Annotated in this window: 25 protein-coding genes; 18 read left to right on the top strand and 7 right to left on the bottom strand. The window is 61.7% G+C overall.

The annotated features are described in order from the left end of the window. The first annotated feature begins 24 nt into the window (after positions 1-24). The 8 genes from QM609_RS09300 to QM609_RS09265 all read left to right on the top strand — a co-directional run bounded on the left by QM609_RS09300 (position 25) and on the right by QM609_RS09265 (position 8,418). A complete protein-coding gene (locus QM609_RS09300) occupies positions 25-1,566 on the top strand; it encodes a FadD3 family acyl-CoA ligase (RefSeq protein WP_021332413.1) in 1,542 nt (513 codons plus the stop codon). Beyond that, complete coding sequence (locus QM609_RS09295; protein WP_007734183.1) at positions 1,563-2,435, top strand: enoyl-CoA hydratase; 873 nt, start codon at positions 1,563-1,565, stop codon at positions 2,433-2,435. Before QM609_RS09300 ends, QM609_RS09295 begins: the two co-directional genes overlap by 4 nt. Continuing rightward, positions 2,435-3,595 (top strand): acyl-CoA dehydrogenase family protein, encoded by a 1,161-nt coding sequence (locus QM609_RS09290; protein WP_007734181.1) that lies wholly within the window; start codon positions 2,435-2,437, stop codon positions 3,593-3,595. Before QM609_RS09295 ends, QM609_RS09290 begins: the two co-directional genes overlap by 1 nt. Continuing rightward, positions 3,592-4,557, top strand: a complete 966-nt coding sequence (locus tag QM609_RS09285) for an acyl-CoA dehydrogenase family protein (protein ID WP_007734178.1) — start codon at positions 3,592-3,594, stop codon at positions 4,555-4,557. The genes QM609_RS09290 and QM609_RS09285 overlap by 4 nt, the downstream gene beginning before the upstream one ends. Then, the gene (locus tag QM609_RS09280; RefSeq protein ID WP_050655737.1) at positions 4,554-5,606 is read left to right on the top strand and encodes an acyl-CoA dehydrogenase family protein; all 1,053 of its coding nucleotides are present in this window, start codon (positions 4,554-4,556) and stop codon (positions 5,604-5,606) included. Before QM609_RS09285 ends, QM609_RS09280 begins: the two co-directional genes overlap by 4 nt. Positions 5,607-5,752: 146 nt before the next feature. Next, positions 5,753-6,517, top strand: a complete 765-nt coding sequence (locus QM609_RS09275) for an SDR family NAD(P)-dependent oxidoreductase (protein ID WP_003945543.1) — start codon at positions 5,753-5,755, stop codon at positions 6,515-6,517. 122 nt (positions 6,518-6,639) lie between these two features. Further along, positions 6,640-7,305, top strand: coding sequence for a hypothetical protein (locus QM609_RS09270; RefSeq protein WP_050655736.1), 666 nt, complete (start codon positions 6,640-6,642; stop codon positions 7,303-7,305). A 225-nt stretch (positions 7,306-7,530) separates the two neighbouring features. Next, the gene (locus tag QM609_RS09265) at positions 7,531-8,418 is read left to right on the top strand and encodes an alpha/beta fold hydrolase (protein ID WP_007734173.1); all 888 of its coding nucleotides are present in this window, start codon (positions 7,531-7,533) and stop codon (positions 8,416-8,418) included. A 1-nt stretch (position 8,419) separates the two neighbouring features. Here QM609_RS09265 and QM609_RS09260 read toward each other — a convergent pair whose 3' ends face one another. Beyond that, positions 8,420-9,238, bottom strand: a complete 819-nt coding sequence (locus QM609_RS09260) for an HAD family hydrolase (RefSeq protein WP_003945542.1) — start codon at positions 9,236-9,238, stop codon at positions 8,420-8,422. Positions 9,239-9,300: 62 nt separating this feature from the next. Continuing rightward, positions 9,301-9,771 carry a MarR family winged helix-turn-helix transcriptional regulator gene (locus QM609_RS09255; RefSeq protein WP_007734171.1) on the bottom strand — a complete coding sequence of 157 codons (471 nt, stop codon included), beginning with the start codon at positions 9,769-9,771 and terminating at the stop codon, positions 9,301-9,303. A gap of 111 nt (positions 9,772-9,882) precedes the next feature. On the opposite strand from QM609_RS09255, the gene QM609_RS09250 reads away from it, so the two are divergent. The 3 genes from QM609_RS09250 to QM609_RS09240 are packed head-to-tail and all read left to right on the top strand — an operon-like array spanning position 9,883 to position 12,272. After that, positions 9,883-10,380 (top strand): VOC family protein, encoded by a 498-nt coding sequence (locus QM609_RS09250; protein WP_007734170.1) that lies wholly within the window; start codon positions 9,883-9,885, stop codon positions 10,378-10,380. Between the two features lie 37 nt (positions 10,381-10,417). Next, a complete protein-coding gene (locus QM609_RS09245; protein WP_020906267.1) occupies positions 10,418-11,206 on the top strand; it encodes a pirin family protein in 789 nt (262 codons plus the stop codon). A gap of 1 nt (position 11,207) precedes the next feature. Next, positions 11,208-12,272: a maleylacetate reductase gene (locus QM609_RS09240; RefSeq protein WP_050655735.1), complete on the top strand. Its 1,065-nt coding sequence runs from the start codon at positions 11,208-11,210 to the stop codon at positions 12,270-12,272. Between the two features lie 7 nt (positions 12,273-12,279). On the opposite strand, the gene QM609_RS09235 is transcribed toward QM609_RS09240, so the two are convergent. Beyond that, the gene (locus QM609_RS09235) at positions 12,280-12,801 is read right to left on the bottom strand and encodes an Lrp/AsnC family transcriptional regulator (RefSeq protein WP_003945867.1); all 522 of its coding nucleotides are present in this window, start codon (positions 12,799-12,801) and stop codon (positions 12,280-12,282) included. A gap of 109 nt (positions 12,802-12,910) precedes the next feature. Here QM609_RS09235 and ald point away from each other — a divergent pair, with 109 nt between their 5' ends. Further along, the gene (gene ald / locus QM609_RS09230; RefSeq protein WP_050655734.1) at positions 12,911-14,011 is read left to right on the top strand and encodes an alanine dehydrogenase; all 1,101 of its coding nucleotides are present in this window, start codon (positions 12,911-12,913) and stop codon (positions 14,009-14,011) included. A 68-nt stretch (positions 14,012-14,079) separates the two neighbouring features. After that, on the top strand, positions 14,080-14,955 hold the full coding sequence (locus tag QM609_RS09225; protein WP_007734162.1) for an aldo/keto reductase: 876 nt from the start codon (positions 14,080-14,082) through the stop codon (positions 14,953-14,955). Here QM609_RS09225 and QM609_RS09220 read toward each other — a convergent pair whose 3' ends face one another. From QM609_RS09220 to QM609_RS09210, 3 genes are all read right to left on the bottom strand, one after another. Then, entirely contained in the window at positions 14,956-16,206 is a 1,251-nt protein-coding gene (locus QM609_RS09220; RefSeq protein ID WP_007734160.1) for an NADH:flavin oxidoreductase/NADH oxidase family protein, read from the bottom strand. It lies immediately after the preceding gene. Positions 16,207-16,234: 28 nt separating this feature from the next. After that, positions 16,235-16,738 (bottom strand): SRPBCC family protein, encoded by a 504-nt coding sequence (locus tag QM609_RS09215; RefSeq protein ID WP_019746932.1) that lies wholly within the window; start codon positions 16,736-16,738, stop codon positions 16,235-16,237. 72 nt (positions 16,739-16,810) lie between these two features. Next, positions 16,811-17,386: a TetR/AcrR family transcriptional regulator gene (locus QM609_RS09210; RefSeq protein ID WP_007734151.1), complete on the bottom strand. Its 576-nt coding sequence runs from the start codon at positions 17,384-17,386 to the stop codon at positions 16,811-16,813. Positions 17,387-17,471: 85 nt separating this feature from the next. On the opposite strand from QM609_RS09210, the gene QM609_RS09205 reads away from it, so the two are divergent. The 3 genes from QM609_RS09205 to QM609_RS09195 all read left to right on the top strand — a co-directional run bounded on the left by QM609_RS09205 (position 17,472) and on the right by QM609_RS09195 (position 21,086). Then, positions 17,472-17,930 (top strand): PaaI family thioesterase, encoded by a 459-nt coding sequence (locus tag QM609_RS09205; RefSeq protein ID WP_003945940.1) that lies wholly within the window; start codon positions 17,472-17,474, stop codon positions 17,928-17,930. A 287-nt stretch (positions 17,931-18,217) separates the two neighbouring features. Continuing rightward, positions 18,218-19,519 carry a TrpB-like pyridoxal phosphate-dependent enzyme gene (locus tag QM609_RS09200; RefSeq protein ID WP_003945451.1) on the top strand — a complete coding sequence of 434 codons (1,302 nt, stop codon included), beginning with the start codon at positions 18,218-18,220 and terminating at the stop codon, positions 19,517-19,519. A gap of 142 nt (positions 19,520-19,661) precedes the next feature. Continuing rightward, positions 19,662-21,086: an outer membrane protein assembly factor BamB family protein gene (locus QM609_RS09195; RefSeq protein WP_050656838.1), complete on the top strand. Its 1,425-nt coding sequence runs from the start codon at positions 19,662-19,664 to the stop codon at positions 21,084-21,086. Positions 21,087-21,728: 642 nt separating this feature from the next. Here the strand turns inward: QM609_RS09195 and QM609_RS09190 are convergent. Beyond that, entirely contained in the window at positions 21,729-22,946 is a 1,218-nt protein-coding gene (locus QM609_RS09190; protein WP_283337271.1) for a PucR family transcriptional regulator, read from the bottom strand. 401 nt (positions 22,947-23,347) lie between these two features. On the opposite strand from QM609_RS09190, the gene QM609_RS09185 reads away from it, so the two are divergent. Both QM609_RS09185 and QM609_RS09180 read left to right on the top strand, forming a co-directional pair. Next, positions 23,348-24,712, top strand: coding sequence for an MFS transporter (locus QM609_RS09185; protein WP_076948577.1), 1,365 nt, complete (start codon positions 23,348-23,350; stop codon positions 24,710-24,712). 234 nt (positions 24,713-24,946) lie between these two features. Then, positions 24,947-26,257 carry an NAD(P)/FAD-dependent oxidoreductase gene (locus QM609_RS09180; RefSeq protein WP_003945449.1) on the top strand — a complete coding sequence of 437 codons (1,311 nt, stop codon included), beginning with the start codon at positions 24,947-24,949 and terminating at the stop codon, positions 26,255-26,257. Positions 26,258-26,338 lie beyond the last annotated feature (81 nt).

Here is a 26,338-nt window from a genome sequence, read left to right as displayed (position 1 = left end):
GGTAGCGTGTCAGGTAGGAGTCCAGTGACCGAACAACCGAGAACCATCCCATCAGCCCTCATCCGGGCCGCCGAGGAGTTCGGTGAGCGCGCGGCTATCGCCGATGGCGACACCCGACTGACCTTCGCACAGCTACATCAGCGCGTCCGCGATTTCGCCGGCGCACTGATCAACCGTGGGGTGAAGGCAGGCGACCGCGTCGTCATCTGGGCGCCCAACACGTACCACTGGGTGATCGCCCTGCTCGGCGCTCAGTACGCCGGCGCAGCCATCATCCCGATCAACACGCGCTACACCGGCACCGAAGCACTCGACATCATCGAGCGCGTCGACGCAGCTGCCCTGGTGGTCGTCGGCACGTTCCTCAAGGCCGACCGGTACCAGCAGTTGCTCGACGCCAATCCGGACCTGAGGATCCCCACCGTCATCCAGGTACCGATCGACGGGGACGACGACCGTGACGGCGTCATCGAGTTCGAGGACTTCCTCGCGCTCGCCACCGACGCCGCCCGCACCGAAGCCGACGCGCGTGCTGCGAAGGTGCAGCCAGACGACGTCAGCGACATCCTCTTCACCTCCGGCACCACGGGGCGCAGCAAGGGTGCGATCACCGCGCATCGTCAGTCCATCGCTGTCGCCAAGTCGTGGGGTGAATGCGCCGAGGTCACCGCCGACGACAACTTCCTCATCATCAGCCCGTTCTTCCACACCTTCGGGTACAAGGCCGGAATCCTGGTCTGCCTGTTGAACGGTGCGACGATCGTGCCGGTGTCCGTCTTCAACATCGACGACACCCTCGCATTGGTCAGCAGCGAGAAGATCAGCATCCTGCCTGGCGCCCCGACGATCTACCAGACCATCCTCGATCATCCCCGCCGCAGCGAATACGACCTGTCCTCGCTCCGCATCGCGATCACGGGCGCAGCACCCGTGCCGGTTGCTCTCGTCGAGCGCATGCAAGCAGAGCTTTTCGACGCCGTCCTCACGGCATACGGTTTGACCGAGGCAGTGGTTGCGACCATGTGCCGCACCGACGACGACCCGGTCACCGTCTCCACCAGTTCCGGCCGCGCGACAGCCGATTTCGAGGTCAAGATCGGCGACCAAGGCGAGATCCTGCTTCGCGGACCGAACGTCATGCTCGGGTACCTCGACGACCCGGAATCCACCGCCAAGGCAATCGACGTCGACGGCTGGCTGCACACCGGAGACGTCGGAACCCTCGACGAGCGCGGATATCTCGACATCACCGACCGTCTGAAAGACATGTACGTCAGCGGCGGATTCAACGTCTACCCCGCCGAGATCGAGGGCATGTTGGCTCGCCTGCCCGGCGTCCACGAGTCTGCTGCCATCGGCATCCCCGATCACCGGATGGGAGAGGTGGGCCGCGTCTACATCGCCCAACTCGACGGTGCCGGCCTCACCGAAGAGTCGGTAATCGCCTTCCTCAAGGAGAAGATCGCAGGCTTCAAGGTGCCCCGCGAGGTGCGCTTCGTAGATCACCTGCCCCGTAACCCTTCGGGCAAGGTCCTCAAAACGGTTCTGCGCGAGGAACAATCATGACCGTTCCCTTCGAAGCCGACGTCGTGACCTACGAGGTTCGTGACTCGGTCGCCGTCGTGACCTTGAATCGACCCGACTACCGCAACGCCCAGAACTCGGTGGTCACGTACGCCCTCGACGCGGCATTCCAGCGCGCCGTCGAAGACGACGAGGTGAAGGTGATCGTCCTGGCAGGCAACGGACCTCACTTCAGTGCCGGTCACGACCTGGGAACTCCGGGACGCGACCATCACGTCGAGTACGAGAACAAGGCCACCATGTGGTGGGATCACGTCGACAAGCCAGGCGGTGACCAGCGTTTCGCCCGCGAGATGGAGGTCTACCTGGGCATGTGCCGCCGTTGGCGGGAGATCCCCAAGCCCACCATCGCGATGGTGCAAGGCGCCTGCATTGCCGGCGGGCTCATGCTCGCCTGGGTCTGCGACATGATCGTCGCGGCCGACGACGCCTTCTTCTCCGATCCCGTTGTCCGCATGGGCATCCCCGGCGTCGAATACTTCGCGCACCCGTGGATGGTCGGTTCACGATTCGCCAAGGAAATGCTCTTCACCGGCGATCGGTTCACCGCGCAACGTGCATACGAAATCGGCATGGTGAACCGCGTCGTCGCCCGCAAGCATCTCGAGAAGGAGACGTTCGAGCTCGCCGGACGTATCGCCGAGATGCCGCGCTTCGGACTGGCTTTGACCAAGAAGGCCGTCAATCAGTGCGAGGATCAGATGGGGATGCGCAACGGCATCGACTCCGTCTTCGGTCTGCATCACTTCGCTCACGCTCACAACGCCGAAGTCGGCAAAGACTCGCTTGGTGGTCTCGACGCCAAAGCTATGGCTGCCAGTGCTCGCGCACCGCAGGAAGGAACAAACTAGTGGATCTCGTATTCGACGACGCCACAACCGCATTCCGTGACGAGGTTCGCTCGTTCCTGGAAGCGAATGTGCCCGCGACTCCCCTGAAGTCGATGGATACCGCCGAAGGCTTCGAAGAGCACCGTCAGTGGGAGCACACACTCGCCGATGCCGGCTACGCCGTCGTCTCCTGGCCCAAGGAACTCGGCGGACGCGATGCGTCCCTGCTCGAATGGGTCATCTTCGAGGAGGAGTACTACCGCTCGGGCGCGCCCGGCCGCGTAAGCCAGAACGGCATCTTCTTGTTGGCTCCCACACTGTTCGAGCATGCAAATGCCGAGCAGTTGGCTCGCATCATGCCGCGCATGGCTCGTGCCGACGACATCTGGGCCCAGGCCTGGTCCGAGCCCGAGTCCGGTTCCGACCTCGCAAGCCTGCGTTCGAGCGCCAAGAAGGTCGACGGCGGCTGGCTGCTCAACGGTCAGAAGACGTGGAGCTCACGCGCGAGCTACGCCGACTGGGGCTTCGGCTTGTTCCGCTCCGATCCGGATGCGCAGCGCCACAAGGGCATCACGTATTTCATGTTCGACCTCCGGTCGAAGGGTGTCACCGTTCGCCCGATCGATCAGCTCGACGGTGAGCCCGGCTTCGCCGAGATCTTCCTCGAAGACGTCTTCGTTCCGGACGACCCGGCCAACCCAGGTGAGTCGGGTGTGATCGGAAACGTCAACGAAGGTTGGCGGGTCGCGATGAGCACCGCGAGCAACGAGCGTGGTCTCTCGCTGCGCAGCCCCGGCCGCTTTCTCGCCACCGTCGACCGCCTGCTCGAGCTGTACAAGTCCAGCGGACGCACCGACGACAGCGCTCTGCGCAACCAGGTCGCCGACGCCTGGATCGGCGCTCGCGCTTACCAACTCAACACATTCGGCACCGTCACCCGTCTGGCCGACGGTGGACAGCTCGGCGCCGAGTCCTCGATCAACAAGGTCTTCTGGTCCGAGTGGGATATCGCCACCCACGAGACTGCTCTCGAACTTCAGGGCCCTGAAGCCGAGTTGGCCGACAACTGGATGGACGGATACCTGTTCTCCCTGTCCGGCCCGATCTACGCAGGCACCAACGAGATTCAGAAAAACGTCATCGCTGAGCGTCTGCTCGGCCTACCGAAGGCGGACCGATGAGATTCGCGCTCGACTCCTCCCACCAGGACTTCGCTGCAAGCATCGATGCACTGCTGACCAAGTCCGACATGCCCGCCGTCATCCGTTCGTGGAACGACGGTGACACCGAGCCGGGCAAGAAGCTCTGGCAGCGCCTCGCCGAGACCGGCGTCAACGGTCTCGTCATCTCCGAAGAGCACGACGGACTCGGCGCCGACGCCGTCGACCTGGTCGTTGCGCTCGAACAGCTCGGTCGGCACGCAGTACCCGGACCGGTCGTCGAGACCATCGCCGTGGCGCCGACGCTCCTGGCCTCCGTTGCACCGGAACGTCTCTCTGCTCTCGCCGAGGGTTCGCTGGCAACCGTCGCAGCTCCCCCGCGCACACCGTTCGCGCTCGACGCCGATGCTGTGGATCTGGTTCTGCTCGCGCAGGACGGTGCCGTATCACTCGGCGTCCCTGGCGAAGCCAAGGCATCGGTGGATCTCTCCCGCAAGCTCTACGAGGTTTCCGCCGGCGAATCACTGGGCTCCGCCGACTTCTCGGCCGCCTTCGACATGGGCGCTCTTGCCACTGCCGCGCAGTTGCAGGGCCTGGGACAGACACTGCTCGAGGTCACCACCGAATACGCGAAGCAGCGCAAGCAGTTCGGCAAGGTCATCGGACAGTTCCAGGCCATGAAGCACCACCTGGCCGAGGTTGCCGTCTCCCTCGAGATGGCTCGCCCCCTGCTGCACGGCGCCGCCCTGTCGGTTCGCGATCAGTCGGCCGACGCCTCGCGTGACATCTCTGCGGCCAAGGTCGCGTGCGGGGATGCTGCGTACAAGGCCGCTCGCGTCGGACTCCAGGTTCACGGCGCCATCGGCTACACGATGGAACACGATCTCTCCTTGTGGCTCACCAAGGTACGGGCGCTGCTCACCGCGTGGGGCACACCGTCCGAGCATCGCGCACGCGTCGTCGAAGCGCTGGTTGCATCATGAGCATCGACACCGAAGACCAGGCAGCATTGCGCGCATCGGTACGCGATCTCCTGAGCAAGCATTCCGACTCCGCTGCCGTCCGCGCCGCCATCACCACAGAGATCGGCTACGACGCCGCTTTGTGGAGCAAGCTGTGCGAGCAGATCGGCGTCGCCGCGCTGGCGATTCCGGAGGAGTTCGACGGCGTCGGAGCAGGTTTGGGCGAAGTACACGTGGTCCAGGAGGAATTGGGCCGCACGCTGACCCCGTCACCGATGCTGGGTTCGGCGATTCTTGCCGCACAGGCACTGCTGCTTTCCGGTGACAACGACGCATGCTCGCGACTGCTGCCCGGTGTCGCGTCCGGCGAGAGCACGCTCGCTCTGTGCTGGGCAGGTGCCGCGGGTTGGAGCACCTTCGGCGTCGAGGCAACCGAAGACGCGTTGACCGGCACGGCGTCGTACGTCCTCGACGGACACGTCGCAGACACCCTGCTCGTTCTGACGGCTGACGGGTTCTACGAAGTGGATCCAGCGGCCGAAGGCGTCTCCCGCCGACGCGTCCCCACCATGGATCCGACGCGAACGCTGGCGGAGGTCACGTTCTCCGGTGTTCGTGGTCGGCCACTGGAGTGGTCCGAAGATCTGGTCGATCGGATCCGAACCGTCGTTCTGATCGCGTTGTCTGCTGAACAGGTGGGAGCGGCCACAGCGATCGTCGAACAGACCGTGGAATACACCAAGTCGCGCAAGCAGTTCGGTCGCGCGATCGGTTCTTTCCAGGCCCTCAAGCATCGGATGGCCGACATGTACACGTTGGTCGAGACGGCGCGGTCGATGACGTACGCCGCCGTGGCGACGCAGTCGGCGGACGACGCGGCAGTGGCGAAGGTCTACTGCTCGGAAGCCTTGCAGCAGATCACCTCCGAAGCGGTTCAGTTGCACGGCGGAATCGCGATCACCTGGGAGCACGACGCTCAGCTGTACTTCAAGCGTGCACACGGCAGCGCTCAGCTCTTCGGTCAGCCGAGCACCTACCTGCCGAGCCTCGCGCAGGCAGCGGGCCTCTAGGAGACGTCGGTGCTTGTTCGCTCGGGATTGCGAGCGAACAAGCACCACTGGTGCCCAGTCAGTGGAATGCCCAGCAGATTAATAGCTCTGGATCGCGCAGAATCGGTCACCAGACAGCTGTCCATCCCACAGACCGGAGTTTTCTCGTGAATCGATTCGACGACAAGCGCGTCCTCATCAGCGGCGCAGGATCCGGAATCGGCCAGGCCACCGTTGCCCGCATCCTGGCAGAAGGTGGCACCGTCGTCGCCGCCGACATTTCCGAGACCGGCCTCGAACAGACGCTGAACGCAGCGAAGGACGCAGGCCATTCCGATCGCCTGACCACGGTGAAGGTCGACATCTCCAGCGAAGAGTCTGTTCGCGAACAGGTCGGCGCTGCGATCAAGGCTCTGGGCGGGCTCGACGTGCTGGTCAATGCGGCGGGCATTCTGCGCTCCGCGCACACCCACGAGATGACACTCGATTTCTGGAACACCGTCATCGGGGTCAACCTCACCGGAACTTTCCTCATGACGAGGGAGTCCCTGCCGGCACTGCTCGAAAGCGGAGCAGGCGTCGTGGTCAACTTCAGTTCCACATCGGCGACCTTCGCCCACCCGTACATGACGGCATATGCGGCGTCGAAGGGTGGAATCCAATCCTTCACGCACGCACTTGCACTCGAGTACAGCAAGCAGGGCCTTCGCGCCGTGGCCGTCGCACCCGGCAGCATCGCTTCGGGCATGACCTCCGATCCCGGCTTCCCGGCCGACATCGACTTCACGCTGCTCGGCAAGCTGGCCCCGGCAATCGGTGAGGGTTTCGCTCCCCCGTCCGCGGTCGCCGGCGTGATCGCGATGCTCGCTTCCGAGGACGGCTCGTTTGTCACCGGAACGGAAATCCGCATCGACGGCGGCACGCATATGTGACCACTTGCTGTGCGCCTTTATTAACCCCCGGCGGTTAATAAAGGCGCACAGCAGCGAGGCGGCATACTTAACTGGCCGCCGGGAACCCGTCCGGCGGTACGACGTGCGGTGGGGAGCCAGCGGTGAGCGAGTCAACAGGCACTACGAACCTCGAGCCCGTGCTGATCAGTCCCGTCGTCGGCGGAATGATTCGCACGTGGTCCGAGGACGAGACCCGCTTGTGGAGCGTCGACGATCCCGCGGCGCTCGGCGCACAGTTGGGACGCGGTCTCGTAGCCCGTACGACCCTGCCGGACAACAAGTTCCGAGAGGTTGCGTTTCTGGATACCCAGACCCAGGCCCTCACTGTGCAGCCGCGCTTCGCTTCCCCTGACAGCACTGCACTTGCCGCACCGTTCAAGCTCACCGACGCGTCCTCCCCGACCGGCGACGCTTGGGAAGATCTCGAATCGGTACTCGCGTCCATAGCGATCTCCGCTGCTGGACGCGGCGAATTCTGGCTCGCGGAACTCGGCGGGTGGGATTCCCCCCACGAGCCGAACTGCCTCTTCACTACCGTCGACGAATCGGGACTGGCCAACGCGGTCATGGAGGCCACCCCCGCGCCCGCCGGAACCGGCGTCTGGCCGGAGGTTCCGAGCGGACAAACCGGCGTTTCCGTTTCGGCACCAGCCTCACAGGACACCATCGAGGCTGCCGGAATCTTCGCGGTATCAGCGATCGAGACGTGGGGCGTCACACCGTGGGACATCAACCTCACTTTCGGCAAACTGGTCGATTTCGCCTGATCAGCGGCGCCGACACGCGGCGGTGAGTTGTACGTCTCCCCTCAGCCGACGGCTCACGGTTCGTCACAACACGCCCGATGGCGACGACATCGGGCCCCGCGGTGGGCATACTGAGGGAACTGGGGTTACTCCCGGTCACAAATACCCGTGGATCCGCGTCGGGGCGGGTGCGGTCCGACAACACGCGAGCAGCCACAGACACTGGCGGCTCCGAAAGGTTCAATCATGGCAACCGACCAATTGCAGACGGTTGTATTGCACGGCGACCAGCTCAAGTACGTCGACCAAGGCAGTGGCCCCGTTGTGGTGCTCATTCACGGCCTACTGGGCGCGCACTCCAATTGGGAGCCGCAGATCGAGACACTCTCGCGCCACTACCGTGTCATCGCTCCTGACCTCTTCGGACACGGTGCGTCGGACAAGCCTGCCGGCGACTACTCACTCAGCGCTCACGCCGCCACTGTGCGTGACCTCCTCGAGGCCCTCGACATTCCGTCGGCCACCCTCGTCGGCCACTCCCTCGGTGGTGGGATCGCGATGCAGACGCTGTATCTCTTCCCCGAGCGTGTGGAGCGGCTGTGCCTGGTGGCCAGCGGCGGACTCGGCCCCGAGGTGAGCCCACTCCTGCGCGCGGCAACTCTGCCCGGCAGCGAACTGGTACTTCCCGTTCTCGCGTCCAGGACGCTGACCGACGTGACGGACAAAGCGCTCGGACTTTTCAACAAGATCGGCCTGTTCAAGCTCGGTGCCAGCGCGAGTGAGGCCCGTAAGAGCTTTGCTTCGGTATCGGACGCGTCGACACGTCAGGCATTTCTGGCGACCGCGCGATCGGTCATCAACTACAACGGCCAAACCGTCAATGCCACTCCGCATTTCGCCAACTTCAAGAACCTGCAGGCACTACTGGTGTGGGGCGAGGAAGACACCATCATCCCCAACGCCCACACCGAGAATGCTCGCGCCGAACTACCGCTGGGGCGGGTGGAGATATTCAAGCGCGCCGGGCATTTCCCGCACCTTGACTATCCGGATCGCTTCGACCGTGTCTTCTCCGAATTCATGACGGACTGCGGAGTCGGTATCGGCACCGGACCCAAGGCCGTCAGCAGCTGAACTAGCTCCCCGCAACCAGCTCTTCGAGGTAGCTCGCCACCCCGTCCTCGTCGTTCGTGGGCAAAATTCGGTCGGCGAGCTCGATGACCTCGGCTCTGGCGTTGGCGGGCGCCAGAGCCGTTCCGGCCCAGGTCAGCATCGCAACGTCGTTGAAGGCGTCACCGGCCGCGGCAACTTCCGACGCGTCGATGCCGTCGATCGCGCACAACTGCGCGAGAGCGCTGGCCTTCGAGACGCCCGCTGCAGCCATTTCCATGTACGGAGCCCCGGAGTGGGTCAACTCCACACCCTCGATGCCCGCAGCGACCGCAGTTCGGTACAGGTCGGCGCTGGGAACCTCGGCATGCCGGGCCACGATCTTGACCATCGGCTCCACGTCCAGCGGCAGCGTATCGGCGAGCACCATCTCGTGCAGGTGCCGGTGATGGTCCGCGAACTCGCACAGAGCGGCATACTCCGGCTCGGCAAAGAACTGCGTGGGTCCGACGTTCGCGAACACGACGCCAGGAATCAGAGCACGAACCTGCTCCATAGCTGTTGCAGCCAAAGATGTTTCGATCGAAACGGTGTCGACGATCTCCGGAGTCCCGTCCGCCAGGTCGAGAATGACAGCTCCGTTGGCACACACAGCTTTACCGCGAAATCCGCACGAGCTCGCCAACGTGTGTACCGAATGCCTGGCCCGGGCCGTCGCCCACACAACTTCGATCCCCGCGAGCCGCGCGTTCTCCATGGCCTGCGCGGTGCGCGCCGAAATCGTTCGGTCGGAGCGCAGCAGGGTGCCGTCGAGGTCGGTTGCGAACATACGAATACGGGTCACCAGACAATGATGGCAGTCCGTTCGCAGCCCTCACCAACTACGTGACATGGGCCGTTGCTCTGTCAATTACTTGCTTGGGCCTCGAGAAGGTGCCGACGCATCTCACCGAAGACCACACCCAACCGCTCGACATCCCGCGGGCTCAGCAGATCGAACATGCTCTCCCGTACTGCGGCTACATGCGCCGGGCTTGCCGACGCCAATTTCTCGGCACCCGAGTCGGTCAGCTCCGCATTAGCGCCCCTCTTGTCGTCGACACACTCGACCCGGCGCACCCACCCGGCACCGACCAGCCGATTGACGGCCCTGGTCACACCACTTCGGGTAGCCATCACAGCGTCGGCGAGCTCACTCATGCGCAGTTGCCGGCCGGGCGCTTCGGCGAGAGCGACCAGCAGTTCGAAATCGGTGAAGGAAATGTCGGAGTCTCGCACCAACTGCTGATCGAGAACACGCTGGAGCAGTCGGGTCGAGTCCAGGTAAGCCCGCCAGGCCGTTTGCTCCGAGTCGCTCAACCACCGCGTCGATTCCATGACACCAGCATATCCGAAGTAGTTGACAACGAAATCAAATGATCTATTCTCAATGTAGTTGATCAGTCAACTACCTGTTCGAAGAGAAGGTTCAACCGAGAGGCGGGCGCCATGAGCGACAACAACGCAGTGCAGTTCGAGGAACGCCGGGCCGAGATCAGGGATCGACATCTGCTCCCCGCCGACAAACGACCCGCATCGACCGCACGCGGCCTGCACCATACGGCCCTGATCAGCAGTGACGTCGAACGAACCGTGAAGTTCTACCAGGATCTCCTCGGATTCCCACTCACCGAGTTGATCGAGAACCGTGACTATCCCGGGTCTTCGCACTTCTTCTTCGACATCGGCAATGGCAACCTTCTGGCGTTCTTCGACTTCCCGGGTCTCGACGTGGGCCCGTACCAAGAAGTACTCGGCGGCCTCCACCACATCGCGATCAGCGTCGAACCCGCCAAGTGGGCGAAGCTACGTACCAGACTGACCGAGGCCGGCGTCGAACTGATCGAGCACAGTGAGGTTTCGCTGTACTTCCGCGATCCCGACGGCGCTCGACTCGAACTGATCGCAGACCCACTCGGTGAGATGTACGGCAATCACGTCCTCTGAAAACTTGCTCTCCCCCATACCATTCGGAAGGCACACCATGACCTCCACTCTGTCGCAGCCGAACCTCGATATCCGTCGATCCGGGGATCGCTTCAAGTCCAATGCCGGCTGGCTGGACTCCAAGCACTCGTTCTCGTTCAGCAATCACTACGACCCGAAGAACACTCACCACGGTCTTCTCCTGGTCAACAACGACGACATCGTCACGCCCGGAATGGGATTCGACACCCACCCGCACCAGGACATGGAGATCGTCACCTGGGTACTGAGAGGTTCTCTCGTACATCAGGATTCGATGGGGCATTCGGGCGTCATCTACCCCGGTCTCGCCCAGCGGATGAGCGCTGGAACGGGAATCCTGCATTCGGAGAAGAACGATTCGTGGCGACTCGGTGACGTGGCGGGTGCGCATTCCGACAAGCACAGCGACCCGGTTCACTTCATCCAGATGTGGGTCGTCCCCGACGAGGCCGGAATCACGCCCGGATACGAGCAGTTGGAGATCGACGCCGAATTGCTTGCCGGTGGACTGGTTCCCGTCGCGTCGGGCATGGACGCGTACGCCGATCACTCGGCAATCCGGATCAAGAACAAGTACGCCGCGATGCACGTTGCGCGTCTGCAACCCGGACAGCCCGTGACCCTGCCCGACGCACCGTTCCTGCACGTTTTTGTCGCCGACGGTCAGGCCGCCATGGAAGGCGTCGGAGTGCTCGAACAAGGTGACGCGGTACGCGTGTCCGGCGGCGGAGGTCAGCAGCTCAGCTCCGATACCGGGGCAGAGGTCATCGTCTGGGAAATGCACGCCACCGTTTCGCAGGGATGACATGAAGCCCTTCTCGTACGACGCTTCACCGGCTCGAATTGTCTTCGGCCAAGGGATGATCGATACGATCGCCGAAGAAGTGCGGCGGCTCGGCCGTAGCCGAGTGATGGTGCTGGCAAGTCGTCGACTCGACGCGGTTGCCGCCGCCGTGACCGAATCTCTCGGCGACATGGCGGTGGCCCGCTTCGACGGCGCTGTGATGCGTACTCCGATCGAAGTCACGACAGCCGCGCTGAGACTTGCCGAGAACCATCACGTCGACACGGTCGTGGCGATCGGCGGCGGTTCGGCAACCGGGTTGTCCAAGGCATTGGCACTACGAGCGGGGTTCGATCAGATCGTCGTTCCGACAACGTACGCGGGATCAGAAGTCACTCCGGTGTTGGGTGAAACAGAGAACGGACGCAAGACAACTCGCTCCTCTCCCCACATCAGACCGGAAACCGTCATCTACGACGTCGACCTCACTCTCGATCTGCCGCTGGATACCACCGTCACCAGTGCCGTCAACGCGATGGCGCATGCGGTTGAAGCGTTGTACTCCACCGAGTCCAACCCGATCACGGACTTGATGGCGATCGAGGCGATCTCCGGGATCGCCCGTGCGCTGCCGAGCATTGTCGATGATCCGAAAAATCTGGAAGGTAGGGCCGAACTACTGCAAGCAGCCTGGTTAGCCGGAACCTGCTTGGGCACGGTCGGTATGGGGCTTCATCACAAGTTGTGCCACACCCTCGGTGGCAGCTTCGGTTTGCCGCATGCTCCCACCCACACCGTTGTCCTCCCCCACGCGATGGCATTCAACGCGCCTGCTGTCCCGGATGTGATGTCGCGAATAGCGACTGCTCTGGGCGCATCCGATGCCGCTACCGGCGTTTTCGACCTCGTCACCGCGTGCGGCGGACCGACCACTCTGCGAGAACTGGGAATGAGTCACGATCAAATCGAAAATGCAGTCGAACTCGCCACCTCCGCCGCGTATCCGAATCCGCGTGAGATCACCCCGCCGGGCCTGAGCGAACTCCTCGAGAACGCCTGGTCCGGGCGTCGACCCGCCATCAGGTGAGAACTAATCAGGCAGTACCGCCTCGAGGCCTGACGTGTTCGAAGATCAGAATCGTCTCGGTCGCAGCAACCGCTGGATGTGCCGAGAGATTGTTGACGACGAAGTCACGCAACTGCGCCGAATCCGTCGTTGCGACGTGCAGCATGTAGTCGTCGACACCGGCAACGAAGTACACGTTGAGCACGGAGTCCAGCTTGGCGAAATCGTCGCCGAGCCGGTTGAGGTGCGACCGTGCGTTGGCCTGCAGTCGAACTGCGATCATCGCCTGCAGATCCATTCCGAGAGCGGCGGGGTCGATGTCCGCGTGAAATCCCCTGATCACGCCGTTGTCCACCAAGGCGCGCACACGGCCGAGGCATGTCGACGGCGCAATTCCCGCGATCGCAGCCAGCGCATTGTTCGGAATCCTCGCGTCTTTCGCCAGCTCTTCGAGCAGAACCCGGTCGATCTCGTCCAACTTCATTGCTGCCCGAACATGCTTCGGCGAGGCGGCCGTCTGAATACCGATTTTTGAACTTTCGCGCACCATGAATACAGCCTAGAGAATTATCTTCACTTCTCTTCACTATCTGGCGACGAAACTTCATGCTTGGCACCTGCCATTCGAAGAAACAACAGACTCAGTTCGGAGCCGTGTCATGAAGGTCGGAATCCCCCGCGAGATCAAAAACCACGAGTACCGCGTGGCCATCAGCCCAGCAGGCGTCCACGAACTGGTCGGCCGAGGACACGAAGTCGTCATCGAAACGGGTGCAGGCGTCGGCTCCTCGTTCAGTGACGAGGATTTCAAGGCCGCGGGCGCGCAGATCCTTGGATCTGCCGATCAGGTCTGGACGGACGCAGATCTACTCCTGAAGGTCAAAGAACCTATTGCAGAAGAGTATTCGCGACTCCGTAAGGATCAGGTTCTCTTCACCTACCTGCACCTGGCGGCGTCGAAGGAATGCACCGACGCGCTCCTGACGTCGAAGACCACCTCCATCGCCTACGAAACAGTTGTCGGTTCCGACGGTTCACTGCCCCTCCTCGCCCCGATGAGTGAAGTAGCCGGACGCCTGGCACCGCAGGCGGGCGCCTATCACTTGATGCGTCACGGCGGCGGACGCGGAGTGCTGATGGGCGGCGTACCCGGAGTGCGCCCCGCCAAGGTCGTGGTGATCGGTGCGGGAGTCTCCGGCAAGAACGCCATCGCCGTGGCCTACGGCATGCAGGCCGACGTCACCGTTCTCGACCTGTCGATCGCGCGCCTGCGGGAAATCGACGAGCTTTACCACGGCCAGGTCAAGACCATCACGTCCAACAGCCTCGAACTCGAACAGGCTGTACTCGACGCCGACCTCGTCATCGGCGCGGTGCTGGTCCCCGGGGCGAAGGCGCCGACTCTCGTCTCCAACAGCCTGGTGGCGCGTATGAAGCCGGGTTCTGTCCTGGTCGACATCGCCATCGACCAGGGAGGCTGCTTCGAGGATTCACACGCGACCACGCACGCTGATCCGACGTACCAGGTTCACGGTTCGGTCTTCTACTGCGTTGCGAACATGCCCGGAGCCGTCCCCCGTACGTCCACCTACGCACTCACCAACGCGACGCTTCCGTACGTCGTCGCATTGGCAAACAAGGGGTGGAAGGACGCGGTCGCGACAGTTCCCGGCCTGGGGTCAGGTCTGAGCACACACGACGGCCTGCTCCTGTCCGACAGTGTTGCAGCGGCGCATGGGTACTCGGCTACCACTCTCTGACCCAGGCAGCTCTGACCCAGGCAGCTCTGACCCAGGCAAGGACAGCTCGAGATCGCTAGCCTTGATCCATGAGCATTCCTGACATCACGCTGAATTCCGGAACCACGATCCCGCAACTCGGCCTCGGAGTCTGGCAGGCCACCAACGACGAAACCGAGCATGCAGTACGGTTCGCACTCGACGAGGCCGGCTACCGGCACATCGACACCGCTGCCGCCTACGGAAACGAAGAGGGCGTCGGACGAGGTATCGCCAACTCGTCCGTCGCGCGAGAGGACATCTTCCTCACCACGAAGCTGTGGAATGCGGATCAGGGCTACGAGCCGGCGTTGAAGGCTTTCGACACCAGCATCGACAAGCTGGGCGTCGACTACGTCGATCTCTACCTCATCCACTGGCCTCTGCAGGACAACGACCGACTCCTCCGCACGTGGGACGCACTCGAAAAGATCGCGGAATCGGGCCGCGCCAAGGCAATCGGGGTGTGCAACTTCGAGCCGCATCATCTGCAGCTTCTCGTCGAACGCGGTGGATTGTTGCCCGCAGTCGATCAGGTGGAACTGCACCCGCACCTCACGCAGCACGCCATTCGCGACAAGGCCGCCGAGCACGGGATCAAGGTCGAATCGTGGAGCCCACTCGGCGGTACCAGTAACGCAGGTTGGGGTAAGGCGTCCAAGCCCAACACCCTGCTCACCGACCCGATCATCACACGAATCGGTGACCGCCACAGCAAGACTGCCGCGCAGGTCCTGATCCGTTGGCACCTTCAGAACGGCCTGATCGTCATCCCGAAATCCGTACACGATGCTCGAATCGCTCAGAACATCGACGTATTCGACTTCGAACTCACCGATCTCGACCTGAGCGAAATCGACACTCTCGACGACGGTACCCGCGTCGGCGCGCATCCCGATGAACTCAACATCGGTGCACCGAACTGATCAAGCCGCTCGTTTGGTGGGGCGAAGCGCATCGAATCCGTTTCGCCTCACCATCGTTCCGAGGGTCTTCCACCACGGCCGAGCCGGATCCGGCTCGCTTCCGTCGCCCATCCGGTGCAGCTGATCGGTATGCCACTGCAGGTCGAGTGCACCGTCGAGCATCGAGATGTCGGCAACCTTCCCCAACAACTTCCGCGCTCCGAACTCAACAGTCGGCACGGTCAATCGTTCCCGATCCGATTCCAGGAGAACGGTTGCCGCGTCGGGGATCGTGATCGTCGGCCGGCCGAGGCCGATCACGTCGCACGCGCCGGAAGCCAGTGCCTCGACCATCGCCGATCGCGAGCGGAAGCCGCCGGTGACCGCCAAGGGAATGTCGCCGGCAATCGCTCGGACTGTCTCGGCGTACTCGAGGAAATATGCCTCTCGATCGCGAGTGCTCTGCTTCTGCGCTTTACCCATCATGGCCGGCGATTCATAACTGCCACCGCTGATCTCGATGAGATCCACCGACTCTTCGGTCAACGCGCGCACTACTTCTCGCGACTCGTCTTCCGAGAATCCACCTCGTTGGAAATCAGCCGAGTTGAGCTTGACCGAGACCGCGAATCCCGGAGCAACGGCAGAGCGTATGCGCCGAACGATCTCGATCAGAAAGCGTCGTCGACGCTCAGGATCTCCACCCCACTCGTCCGTCCGCTGATTGGACAAGGGCGAAAGGAACTGCGCAACAAGATAACCGTGCGCTGCGTGTATCTGCACGCCCCCGAAGCCGGAGGACTCGGCGACGCGAGCGGTTTCCGCGAACTTGTCGATGATCTCGTCGATCTCAGCGGTCGAGAGTTCTCGCGGCGTCGCCATTCCCGGAATCTTCAGCGCGATCGCGCTCGGGGCGACCGGTCTACCTCTGCTGGCAATCGGGTTGGATTGCCGCCCTGGGTGGTTCAGCTGCATCCAGATCTCGGCGCCGCCGTTCTTGGCGGTCTTGGCCCAGGCAGTCAGTGCTTCGGCATCACGATCGTCGTCGACGACGACATTGCCCGGTTCGGCGATCTGCGATCGATCGACCATGACATTGCCGGTGATCAGCAAACCGAACCCGCCACTGCCCCAACGACCGTACAGCGTTTCCAAGCGAGTGGACGGTCCATGAGTGCGGTCACCCAGAGCCTCGCTGAGCGCAGCTTTCATGGTCCGATTCCGCAGGATCTGCCCGCAGGGCAAAGTCAATGATTCTCCGAGCGTGGTCATGGATGCCTCTCGTATGAAGGGAAGAAAGTCAATGGCGTGGCGCAGAACCGAAGTGCCGCTTGGTATCGCGCACGAAGCTCGAGAAGATCAGCGAGTTGACCGGTAGCCCGCCGCGCACCGCGAGCGACAGCTTCGGACGCGGCGAGAATGCAAAATTCCACTGCAGTCTCGAACCCACTGCGAGCTCGTCGACGCGGTAGTCCTCCGCGAAGGATTGGAACAGCGGAACATTGGACTGTTCGACGTAAAACGAGTGCCGACGCGTTTCGTCGTCCCAGGTGATGAACTTTTCGCGCATCTGCATCGCACCGCCGCCCACCTCCGCGATTCGGCGCGTGCCGACGCCGTAGGGGCGCGGCGAGGTGTAGTGCACTTTTGTGAGCAGTCGGCACCACGACAAAGGCTCGTCGGCGGTCAGACCGGCCCAGACGGCGTCAGGTTCGGCGGCGAGATCGATCGAGTACGTGAAGATATGCGGTGCCGTGTCGAAGAAATCGACACCGACCGGTTCGAGGTCGAACCAATGTGTCATCGCCTACTCCTGCCCAATTAGCCGTTACATGAAGTTACGGATACTTGACGACCGAAGTCAACCCCCGAAGGCTCAGCGGGACCAAGCCTCAGAACGAGAGAGCCCCTGCAGTGAAGCGATGACCTGTTCGAGCGGCTCGATACTTCGAGTCGTCTGGCACACCGCCACTGCACCTTCGACCGACGTGATCGTCAGGTTTGCCATCGATTTTGCCTGCACTGCAGGATAACCCGCAGTTTCGAGTTGCGATTCGATCAACTTCTGCCATCCCAGCATGACCTCAGCCGACACTTCCGCGACTTCTGGCTCACTGGCACGCGCCAACCCGCCGGCAATCACCGGGCAGCCGATCGCGAAGTCCGAGCGTGTGAGATTGAGTCGCCAGATGTCTCCGACCGCTTCGATCACGTCGGCCGTGGAACCGGTAGCCGCAGCCGAGCTGATCCGTCTGGTGATGATCGCACCGGCCGCGCGCACGGCTTCGACCATCAACTCGGTCTTACCGCCAGGAAAGTGGTGGTAGATCGACCCACGGGGTGCGCCGCTGTGCTTGATGACGTCGCTGAAGGACGTCGCGTCGACACCGTTGCGGCTGATCAGTTCAACCGCACTGCGAATCATGCGATCACGTGAGCTCAGCTCTGCCATGTCACAGATCCTTCGGCCGTCGGTACACCTGTCGACTCATACGCTACGTTATGTATGACGACCTACATAGCGATGGGATGAAACAATGAGTGACGAGACAACCGCGACCGTCGATCCGGCGCAGATGACAGGCCTCGAACTTCTCCGCTGGATGGGAACGCAGGTCAACGACCGACCCAGCATCGGACGCCTCCTCGGCATGGAGATGCGCGAGGTCAACGAAGGATCCGTGAGCTTCGCCCTGACCCCGCGCGCCGATTTCAGCAACCCGCTCGGCACTGTGCACGGCGGCATCTGCGCAACGCTGCTCGACTCGGTCATGGGCTGCGCGGTACACACGATGCTTCCGGCCGGCGTCGGCTACACGACCCTCGAACTCAAGCTCAACTACATCCGCACGGTGCCTCTCGACGGTGACGAACTGACAGCCCACGGCAGCGTCATTCACGTGGGCGGGCGTACCGCGACGGCAGAGGGCAAGGTCCTCGACAAAAACGGCAAGTTGGTGGCGCATGGAACCACGACGTGCATGATTTTTCGCTGAGCCGACGAAGGATGGCGAGAATGTAGCCGCGCCGACGGAGGATGGCGAGAATGTAGCTGCGCCCGACGTGAGCAGGGTGCGAGTGCCGATGTACGATCGGCTCGTGACCCTGCTCACTGCGCACCTCTGGTGGCCCGACCGCTGACGGTCAGCCGCAACTGCGTGCTGCCCGGACCGATATCGGGTGGTCCAGCAGGCTCCTCTCAGGATCCCCGATCCGGCAAATGCCGTACGCGTCGTCGCTACGACCGCCAAGATCAGGTACCGAATCCACGAAGGAGAGTTAGTTGACCACCACCCCACTCAACCGTTCGCTCGAGCCTTTGGGCGTCTCCATCCCGTCGAAAGTGCCGACGCACTGGTACAACCTGGCGGCTGACCTCCCCGAGCCTGTTCCCCCGCACCTGCATCCGGGCACTCGTGAGCCGCTCGGCCCCGAGGACTTGGCGCCGCTGTTCCCGATGAACCTCATCGCGCAGGAAGTCGCAACCGAGCGCTACATCGAGATCCCGGAGACGGTTCGCGAGATCTACGGCATGTGGAGGCCCTCTCCCCTGTTCCGCGCGCACCGACTCGAGCGCGCTCTCGGCACACCTGCCCGCATCTACTACAAGTACGAAGGCGTGAGCCCGGTCGGTTCACACAAGCCGAATACTGCTGTCGCGCAGGCTTACTACAACGCAATCGAGGGAACCACCAAGCTCACCACCGAAACCGGTGCGGGACAGTGGGGTGCGTCGCTGTCGTTCGCGGGCGCGCTGCTCGGACTCGACGTCGAGGTATGGCAGGTTCGCTCGTCCTTCGATTCGAAGCCGTACCGACGCATCCAGATGGAGGCGTACGGCGGAATCTGTCACCCGTCGCCTTCGGACCTGACGGAAGCCGGACGCGCACTGTTGAAGTCGCATCCCGACACCACCGGCTCGCTCGGTATGGCCATCAGCGAGGCCGTCGAGGTCGCTGCGCAGGATCCGAACACGCACTACTCACTCGGTAGCGTGCTGAACCACGTCATGCTGCACCAGACCGTGATCGGTCAGGAAGCAATGGTCCAGCTCGAAGAAGCCGGCGACGCCGTCCCCGACACCGTGTTCGGTTGCGCCGGTGGCGGTTCCAACCTCGCCGGACTCACCTTCCCGTTCCTGGGACGAAACCTTCGCGAAGGCACCAAGACTCGTCTGGTCGCCTGCGAGCCGTCGGCATGCCCGTCCCTCACCCAGGGCGAGTACCGCTACGACTTCGGTGATGTCGCCGGCCTGACGCCGCTGCTCAAGATGCACACTCTGGGTAAGGATTTCGTACCGCCGGCCATCCATGCCGGTGGCCTCCGCTACCACGGCATGTCGCCGATGGTCTCGCACGCGGTCAACCTCGGACTCATGGATGCAATTGCCGTCGATCAGGACGACGCACTCCAGGCAGGTCTGATTTTCGCCCGCGCCGAAGGAATCATCCCGGCTCCGGAATCCACCCACGCGGTTGCCGGCGCTATCGCTCACGCCCGTGCCGTCACCGAACCCGAGGTGATCGTGATCGGGCTGTCCGGCAACGGTCAGTTGGATCTTCCGGCGTACTCGCCTTACGTCTGACGCCGTCGGTGTGGTGGTCTCGTGCGTACGAGGCCACCACACTTCGTCACACCGAGCACGTGGGCTCGATCTCGCGATCGACATCGTGCCGGCCGTCCGCGAAACGAACCGATCAGTTTGATCGATCGGTTACGGTCTTTCGATGCAGCTTCGGTTGAAGGAACATTGGAAACTGGTCGCACTCGGACTGGCATTGCTCTTGGCGATCGCGTTCATCGTCGTATCGGTAATCTCCGACTCCAGTGATGCGGCATGGCCGAAGCAGAAGACAGGCGGTCCGATCGTCGAGCAAGGCGTTGTCGACGTAGACCTCTCCGATCCTCCGCAACAAGCCTGGGAACTCGATGTCCGAGCGCTCACGGACAACCCCGGGGACGTGCTGCTGTCGATGCCTTCCACGCTCGATAGCTACTACGGCTACGGCAACACGTACCAAGTCGGTGACGTGCTGGTGGCCGCGACTGCTTATCCGCTTCCCAAGACCGACGAGTCTTCGTCGAGTCAGGGAGTCGGTGCCGTCACACTCGTCGGGGTGAATCCCGACGACGGAAGTCCGCTGTGGAAAACGCGAATCGGCGGAGTCATCGGCCAGTGCAGTCAGCAGAACGAATCCACGATCATCGCGTGCTGGGGCGATCGACGGATGATCTTTGTCGATACCGCGACCGGAACTCTGATGTCCGACCTCGGAACCGACTTCGATCTCAATGGCGCCACCATCGCCGGAGACACCGTGTACACGTCCGGCGAAAGGATGGACGGAACGGTTCGAACACGAATTCTTGCCAGCGGCACCACAACCAATTTGACTGCCAACTTCGTGCGTACCTTCGAACCAAGTGAGAAGTTCGGAGCCGTCTACACGGTCCCTCACACCGACACTGTCATTGCGATGGAACAGGGCGATGGCGGGGACCCGCAGTACCGCTATCGAATCTACGATCTGGATTCCGGCGCCGAGCGATTCCGATTCGAGGGCGATTCGCTTGTCCCTACCGGGAACGGATTGTTCCTCACCAGTGTCGGCGGCCGGTCGGGATATGCCGGAACCCAAAACCTCTTGGCTTCCGACGGATCCACGATTCGTGCGATACCGATTCCCTCGTACTCATCGTCGTCCTACCCGAGTAAGCCCTCGACGGCGGTGCCGATGTTTCTCGGCGACGGCGCCTACGATCCGGAGTCGGGTGACGAACTCTGGCGCAGTTCACAAATCGTCAACACCGCGACGGCCGGGACAGGAAGCACCATCGCCGCAGTGGTAGGAAAAACAATCCTCGTCACGTCGCCGGAGACCCGCACAATCTCGGGTCTCGACGTCGAGAGTGGCCGACAACTGTGGCAAACACCCTGGCAAGACGCGTACTGGGTTCGAAGCGGTGCGACTGATGGCGATCACTTCGTTTTCAGCGACTACACCGGCATGCATTCGATCAGGGCTCGCGACGGAAAGATGATGTGGTCGGTCCCCCTTCCGCCAGAGGTCGATCCGCGCGGAGTCGTCGTCTCGAATGCCGGCAAAAACGTGTCGTTCTCCTGGCAAAACCACTTCACCGTTTGGCGATAGGCCGGCAACATCACCGGTTCAGTGTCGTACTGACCAGCCGGCTCAGCAACCAGCAAATGGATAGACGTACAGCCTCGATGGCCACAATCCAGTCTGGCGCGTTTGTTCAATTTCGGGGGAACGATCTCGAACAACTGCATGTATCTTCGCGACTCCGACTTCGGAAAGATCAGACCAGACCTGCGGTGAAGGGGTGCATACGAATCGCACCGACTCAGGTATCTGATCCAATCCAACGATAAAGGGAGCCAACGCGAATGGATGCTAGATCCCCTGTTTGCAGTCGGCAACAAATAGTCCAGTTCGCGCGCGAACATCTGCGTACCGGGGGACCGAACTCAGACCAAATTCGTCGTCATTTCGGTTTGCAAAAACGCGCGTTCTTCACGCAGCTCGACACCCATCTGGACGATTCTGCACTTTCAATGCCCGAAAAAGTTGCACTCCGCCGCATCTGCCGACAGGAGGATAGAAGGTGCCCGATCAAACGTATGAACGTCTCAGCAGGTCAAGCCAACCCACCCCGGCCGATGTACGACGCGCTTCCTTTCCCACCCCAGAACCATCATGCTTGACGATCGAAAGCCGCCAACTACGTTGAGCCGCTGGATTCTTCCGCAGTCCCCTCTTCTCGGATCGGGATCATCGGAGATCCAACAGCCGCGCGACTTTCAGGCTCAAATGCAAGGCCAACCGGTCGTCGCCGTTTGCCAAGTCTGCTCGTGTTATCTCCTGAATTCGCCGCAAGCGATAGTACAAGCTCCCTCGATGCACACAGAGCGCCTCTGACGTTCGCTTTACGTCACCGGCATTGTCCAAAAAGCTCTCCAGCGTCGCGAGAAGAGCCTCACTTTTCGAGTCCTCATGGCTGAGCAAGGACTGCAAACCTGAGTGAATACTGTTCTCGAGTCGATCCTCCGACAGTTCGGCCAGTAGTCCGTAGACGCCGAGATCCCGATAACGCACAACATTTCCGAGCATCTTGACGACCTGGGCCACATCTGCGGAACGTCTGGACTCTTCGTAGGATTCGCGCACGTGTGCAACCGAGGTTCGCGGTTCACCGATACCGACCCAACATTCGATGTTCTGGCGCCCACTTTCAGACAAGACTCGCTCCCGGGCTGCCACGATCAGCGAGTCCAGATGGGTTTGAGTCGAGCGTTCGGCCACCGATACGATCAACAGACTGTGGTCGGGGCGGTCGAGTTGGATTGCACTGTTCCGCGGGAGCCTCCGTCGAAGCTGATCGACGCCGACGGCAACACTCAGACGATCTCTTTCGGTCAATGTCGACTGGTCGCCAGGACGGAGCAACACAGTGACCACGACTGCTGGACCCGCAGCCAACAAGCCCTCCTCGGCCAACCTGTTTGCCGCGTCCTCGCGCAGCGACCGCTCGCCCGACAGGACGTCTCGAGTAAGTTCCCGCTCCCGACTTCGGGACAACTCGTCCAGCAACTGTTCGCGGTGGAGGATCATCGCTGCCGCATCAGCCGTGCGCCTCAAGACCTCGGCTTGATCCTCGTCAACTTCGCCCTCCGAAGTCAACAGCCAGACGAAGCCCAGCAGCGCATTGCGGTACCGGATCGGCATCCCGACCCGGCCAAGGGTCAGCCCTAGTTCTTCGTTGACGGGAACAGTGAAGAGATCGAGGGCTTCACGGCCTCCACTCGCGTAGATGAAGTCTACGATCTCGCGTGAAACATTCCGCTGTAGAACGGAATTCATTCTGACTGAATCGACGGCACTGTCATGCGAGTTGTACGCGAGCAGACGAATCTGTACATCATCGATCGCAACGGAACGGTCCAGTCGGCGCCCGGTAGTGTCCACCAAATGCTGCAGTTCTCCGACCATGGTCGAACTGTACGAGCCCCCTCTCCGGTTTGCAACATATGCCCAAATTTCTACGTAGAAAATTGAACACATGACAGTGATGCAACTAACTTTCGCACCATAGGCTCGCTTCATGCCAAGCACCCGAGACCCGTGACGTCTTCACTCGGTCCGCAAACCGGCAGACGTGGCAGTGACGAGATCTGTTGCAGCCGTGGGATTTGCGTAATGGGGAGCGAGGCCGGCCGGCACGATCTCCCTCAGACGAAGTCGCCTCCGACCCGAAATCGACAAACGACCTTCGGTCGCCAGTTCAACATCGAATCCCACCGACCTCTTTCAATGTCGAATACCTCGAATGACATCGGTGACCGTGATATCGCAAAGCCGTTGCCATTCAGCATATCCCGAGAGGAATCATCATGACCGGCACAGCAAATGCTCCTGTAGAGCATCAAACCGAGACGTCACCTGGACGTCGATCGGCGCGCCGTAGGGCCCTGATCGCCGGGGCGACAGGCAACATCGTCGAATGGTTCGATTTCACGATCTACGGCTTCACTGCCGCAGTTCTCGCGACAGTGTTCTTCCCTCCGGAGTTCGGCAGTGGCGCACTGCTTGCCACCTTCGCTCTTTACGGAGTCGCCTTCTTGGCCAGACCTGCCGGCGGCATATTCTTCGGACGGCTTGGTGACCGCCTCGGCCGACGGAGATCATTGTCCCTGGCAATTACGCTCATGGGCTGCTCGACAGCGGCAATCGGTCTCCTACCGACGTACGCTTCGATCGGTGTTGCAGCACCGCTGTTGCTGCTGCTGTGCCGATTGGTTCAAGGATTCTCGGCCGGCGGCGAATACACCGGAGCGGCAACCTTCGTCGTCGAGCATGCGCCGTCTCACCGCCGAGGCTTGTACGCGGGGATTATCAGCTCTTCGTCGTTCGTCGGCAGTATCTTGGCCACGGTCACAGTCTTGTCATTCAGCTCGGTCGGCGCTGAGCACTTCGCCGACGGAGGATGGCGTTGGCCGTTCATCATCGGAGGCGTTGTCGCCATGGTGGGCCTGTTCATGAGGCTTGCCGTCGAGGAGACTCCGGCGTTCAAGGAAATGCAAGAAAACGATTCCCTTCCAACCCGCCCACTCGCAGATCTGTTCCGCAATCACTGGCGGACTCTGCTCACGTCCTTCGTGTACTTCGCCTCGCTCGGTGTCGTTACTCATATGCTGCTCGGCTACATGCCGACATTTCTGGTTCTCTCAGCCGATGTTCCGAGCACGGTTGCACTGCTGATGACAACCGGCGCTTTGGTTCTCGCAGTACCGCTGTTCATCTTCTTCGGCGCCACAGTCGACCGAATCGGCCGGAGGCCACTCGTCAGAATCGGCATGGTGATGTCAGTTTTCGTCTCGGTGCCCAGCTACATGCTCATCGGTACCGGAAACATTTTCGCGATTGCCATTGCACTGGCTGCTCTGGTCCTCGCGCTTTCCTTACTCGCGGCCGCTTTGCTCGTAATCCTCGAAATGATGCCGACGCATGCTCGATTCACCGGCACGGCAATCCCCTACAACATCGCATATGCGCTCTTTGCAGGAACTGCGCCGCTGGTGTGCGCAGCACTGGTCAACGCCACTGGAAGCGATCTGTCGCCTGCCTTCTACGCGACCGCCATCGCTTTGATCGCACTTCCCATTCTGTGGCGAGGGATTCCGGAAACGAAAAAACTGGTCTGCCACGCAGGGCAGCCCGACGAAACATTTCTGACAACGGACGCGCCACGGCTGTGATTTTTTGCGCAGCTGTCGATAGCGTTCCGATGGCCGCCACGAGAGAGTTGAGGACGACGAACACCTCTGGACTTTCAGGTGCCAAATTCATTAAGACAGAGCCGAATCCGAGAAGTCGGGATGAAGCTCTCCAGAGGAAGTCGACGGCGTCGGAATTACCAGAACCCAAGCTTGCCGGATCGAACAGCTGTGCTTTCGATCCGGCAAAGCCATCAGTAGAAAGAGAGGCCGAAAGTGCCTACCGACAAGACCGATGCAGTTGTGGTCGGAGCTGGAGTGATCGGCAGCTCCATCGCCTACGAACTGGCCGCTCGAGGTTACGAAGTCCTGGTCATCGACAAGTCTGGTGGTCCGGGCTACGGCTCGACCAGTGCATCCAGTGCGGTTATCCGGTTCAACTACTCCACATTCGACGGTATGGCTGCGGCTTGGGAGTCGCTGCATTGCTGGCAAAACTGGAACGAGCATCTCAACGCGACAGTCGACGGCGCGCTTGCGAAGTTTCGGCAATGCGGGATGGCACTGCTCGATGTCGACGTCGCGCCCCACGCGCGCACGATCGGATTATTCGAGAAGATAGGAATCGATTACCAGCTCTGGGACGCAACGACACTCGTCGAGAAGATTCCCGGTATCGACGCCGGCAAATACTATCCTCCGAAGCCAGTCGACTCGGAGTCCTTCTTCGCAGATGCCGAAACCACGCTCGGCGCGCTGTACACACCTCAGGCGGGGTTCGTCGACGACCCGCAACTGGCTGCCGCGAATCTTGCTGCGGCAGCACGTTCGCACGGTGCGGTTTTCGCATACAACACGCGTGTAGTGGCAGTCGAGCAGTTGCCTGACGGCATCTGGCAGCTAGGGCTCGACGACGGGGAAAGTGTGAAATCCAAGATTGTCGTCAATGCCGCCGGCCCCTGGTCAGGAGCGTTCAACAAGCTGTCGAACGTCGGGGCCGACTTCAAGGTTTCGGTTCGGCCCTTGCGCCAGGAAGTTCATCACGTCACCGCACCCACTGGCTACAACGACGACGAGATCCTCGGCCCGATGATCGCCGATTTGGATCTCGGAACCTACATGCGAGCCGAACCTGGAAACGGTTTCCTTGTCGGCGGAACCGAACCGGATTGCGATCCGCTCGAGTGGATCGACGATCCTGATACCGCCAACCCGAATCGCACTGTTGCCCGGTTCGAAGCGCAGGTTTTCCGCGCCGCCAGGCGTTTCCCCACCCTGGAGGTCCCGTCACAACCGAAAGGTATTGCCGGCGTGTACGACGCAGCATCCGACTGGACCCCGATCTATGACAAGACAGACAGGCAAGGTTTCTACGTCGCCATGGGCACCAGCGGGAACCAATTCAAAAATGCGCCCATCGCTGGGCGCCTCATGTCCAGGATCATCGACCAGGTGGAAGCTGGACACGATCACGACGCTGATCCCCTGACCTATGTCGGGATGCACACCGGGCTCGAAATCGACCTCGGCGCATTCTCCCGCCTTCGGGCACCCAATGCCGAGTCGACCGGGACCGTCATGGGTTAGAAGTGTTGTCCGGCTTGGAGAATCGATAGCCGCGACAACTGAATAGACACGGCTGTTGGTGTCCACCACGTGGTGGACACC

Origin of the sequence: Rhodococcus sp. IEGM 1302 (assembly GCF_030056935.1) — a bacterium.
In the GTDB taxonomy this organism is placed as follows: Bacteria; Actinomycetota; Actinomycetes; order Mycobacteriales; family Mycobacteriaceae; genus Rhodococcus_F; species Rhodococcus_F qingshengii.
This window is presented reverse-complemented; position numbering and strand designations above follow the sequence as displayed.

Coding starts and splice junctions, on each gene's coding strand:
- QM609_RS09295 (WP_007734183.1), top strand. CDS start 1,563: ATGACCGTTCCCTTCGAAGCCGACGTCGTGACCTACGAGGTTCGTGAC.
- QM609_RS09285 (WP_007734178.1), top strand. CDS start 3,592: ATGAGATTCGCGCTCGACTCCTCCCACCAGGACTTCGCTGCAAGCATC.
- QM609_RS09280 (WP_050655737.1), top strand. CDS start 4,554: ATGAGCATCGACACCGAAGACCAGGCAGCATTGCGCGCATCGGTACGC.
- QM609_RS09265 (WP_007734173.1), top strand. CDS start 7,531: ATGGCAACCGACCAATTGCAGACGGTTGTATTGCACGGCGACCAGCTC.
- QM609_RS09255 (WP_007734171.1), bottom strand. CDS start 9,771: ATGGAATCGACGCGGTGGTTGAGCGACTCGGAGCAAACGGCCTGGCGG.
- QM609_RS09250 (WP_007734170.1), top strand. CDS start 9,883: ATGAGCGACAACAACGCAGTGCAGTTCGAGGAACGCCGGGCCGAGATC.
- QM609_RS09245 (WP_020906267.1), top strand. CDS start 10,418: ATGACCTCCACTCTGTCGCAGCCGAACCTCGATATCCGTCGATCCGGG.
- QM609_RS09240 (WP_050655735.1), top strand. CDS start 11,208: ATGAAGCCCTTCTCGTACGACGCTTCACCGGCTCGAATTGTCTTCGGC.
- QM609_RS09235 (WP_003945867.1), bottom strand. CDS start 12,801: ATGGTGCGCGAAAGTTCAAAAATCGGTATTCAGACGGCCGCCTCGCCG.
- ald (WP_050655734.1), top strand. CDS start 12,911: ATGAAGGTCGGAATCCCCCGCGAGATCAAAAACCACGAGTACCGCGTG.
- QM609_RS09225 (WP_007734162.1), top strand. CDS start 14,080: ATGAGCATTCCTGACATCACGCTGAATTCCGGAACCACGATCCCGCAA.
- QM609_RS09220 (WP_007734160.1), bottom strand. CDS start 16,206: ATGACCACGCTCGGAGAATCATTGACTTTGCCCTGCGGGCAGATCCTG.
- QM609_RS09215 (WP_019746932.1), bottom strand. CDS start 16,738: ATGACACATTGGTTCGACCTCGAACCGGTCGGTGTCGATTTCTTCGAC.
- QM609_RS09210 (WP_007734151.1), bottom strand. CDS start 17,386: ATGGCAGAGCTGAGCTCACGTGATCGCATGATTCGCAGTGCGGTTGAA.
- QM609_RS09205 (WP_003945940.1), top strand. CDS start 17,472: ATGAGTGACGAGACAACCGCGACCGTCGATCCGGCGCAGATGACAGGC.
- QM609_RS09195 (WP_050656838.1), top strand. CDS start 19,662: ATGCAGCTTCGGTTGAAGGAACATTGGAAACTGGTCGCACTCGGACTG.
- QM609_RS09190 (WP_283337271.1), bottom strand. CDS start 22,946: ATGGTCGGAGAACTGCAGCATTTGGTGGACACTACCGGGCGCCGACTG.
- QM609_RS09185 (WP_076948577.1), top strand. CDS start 23,348: ATGACCGGCACAGCAAATGCTCCTGTAGAGCATCAAACCGAGACGTCA.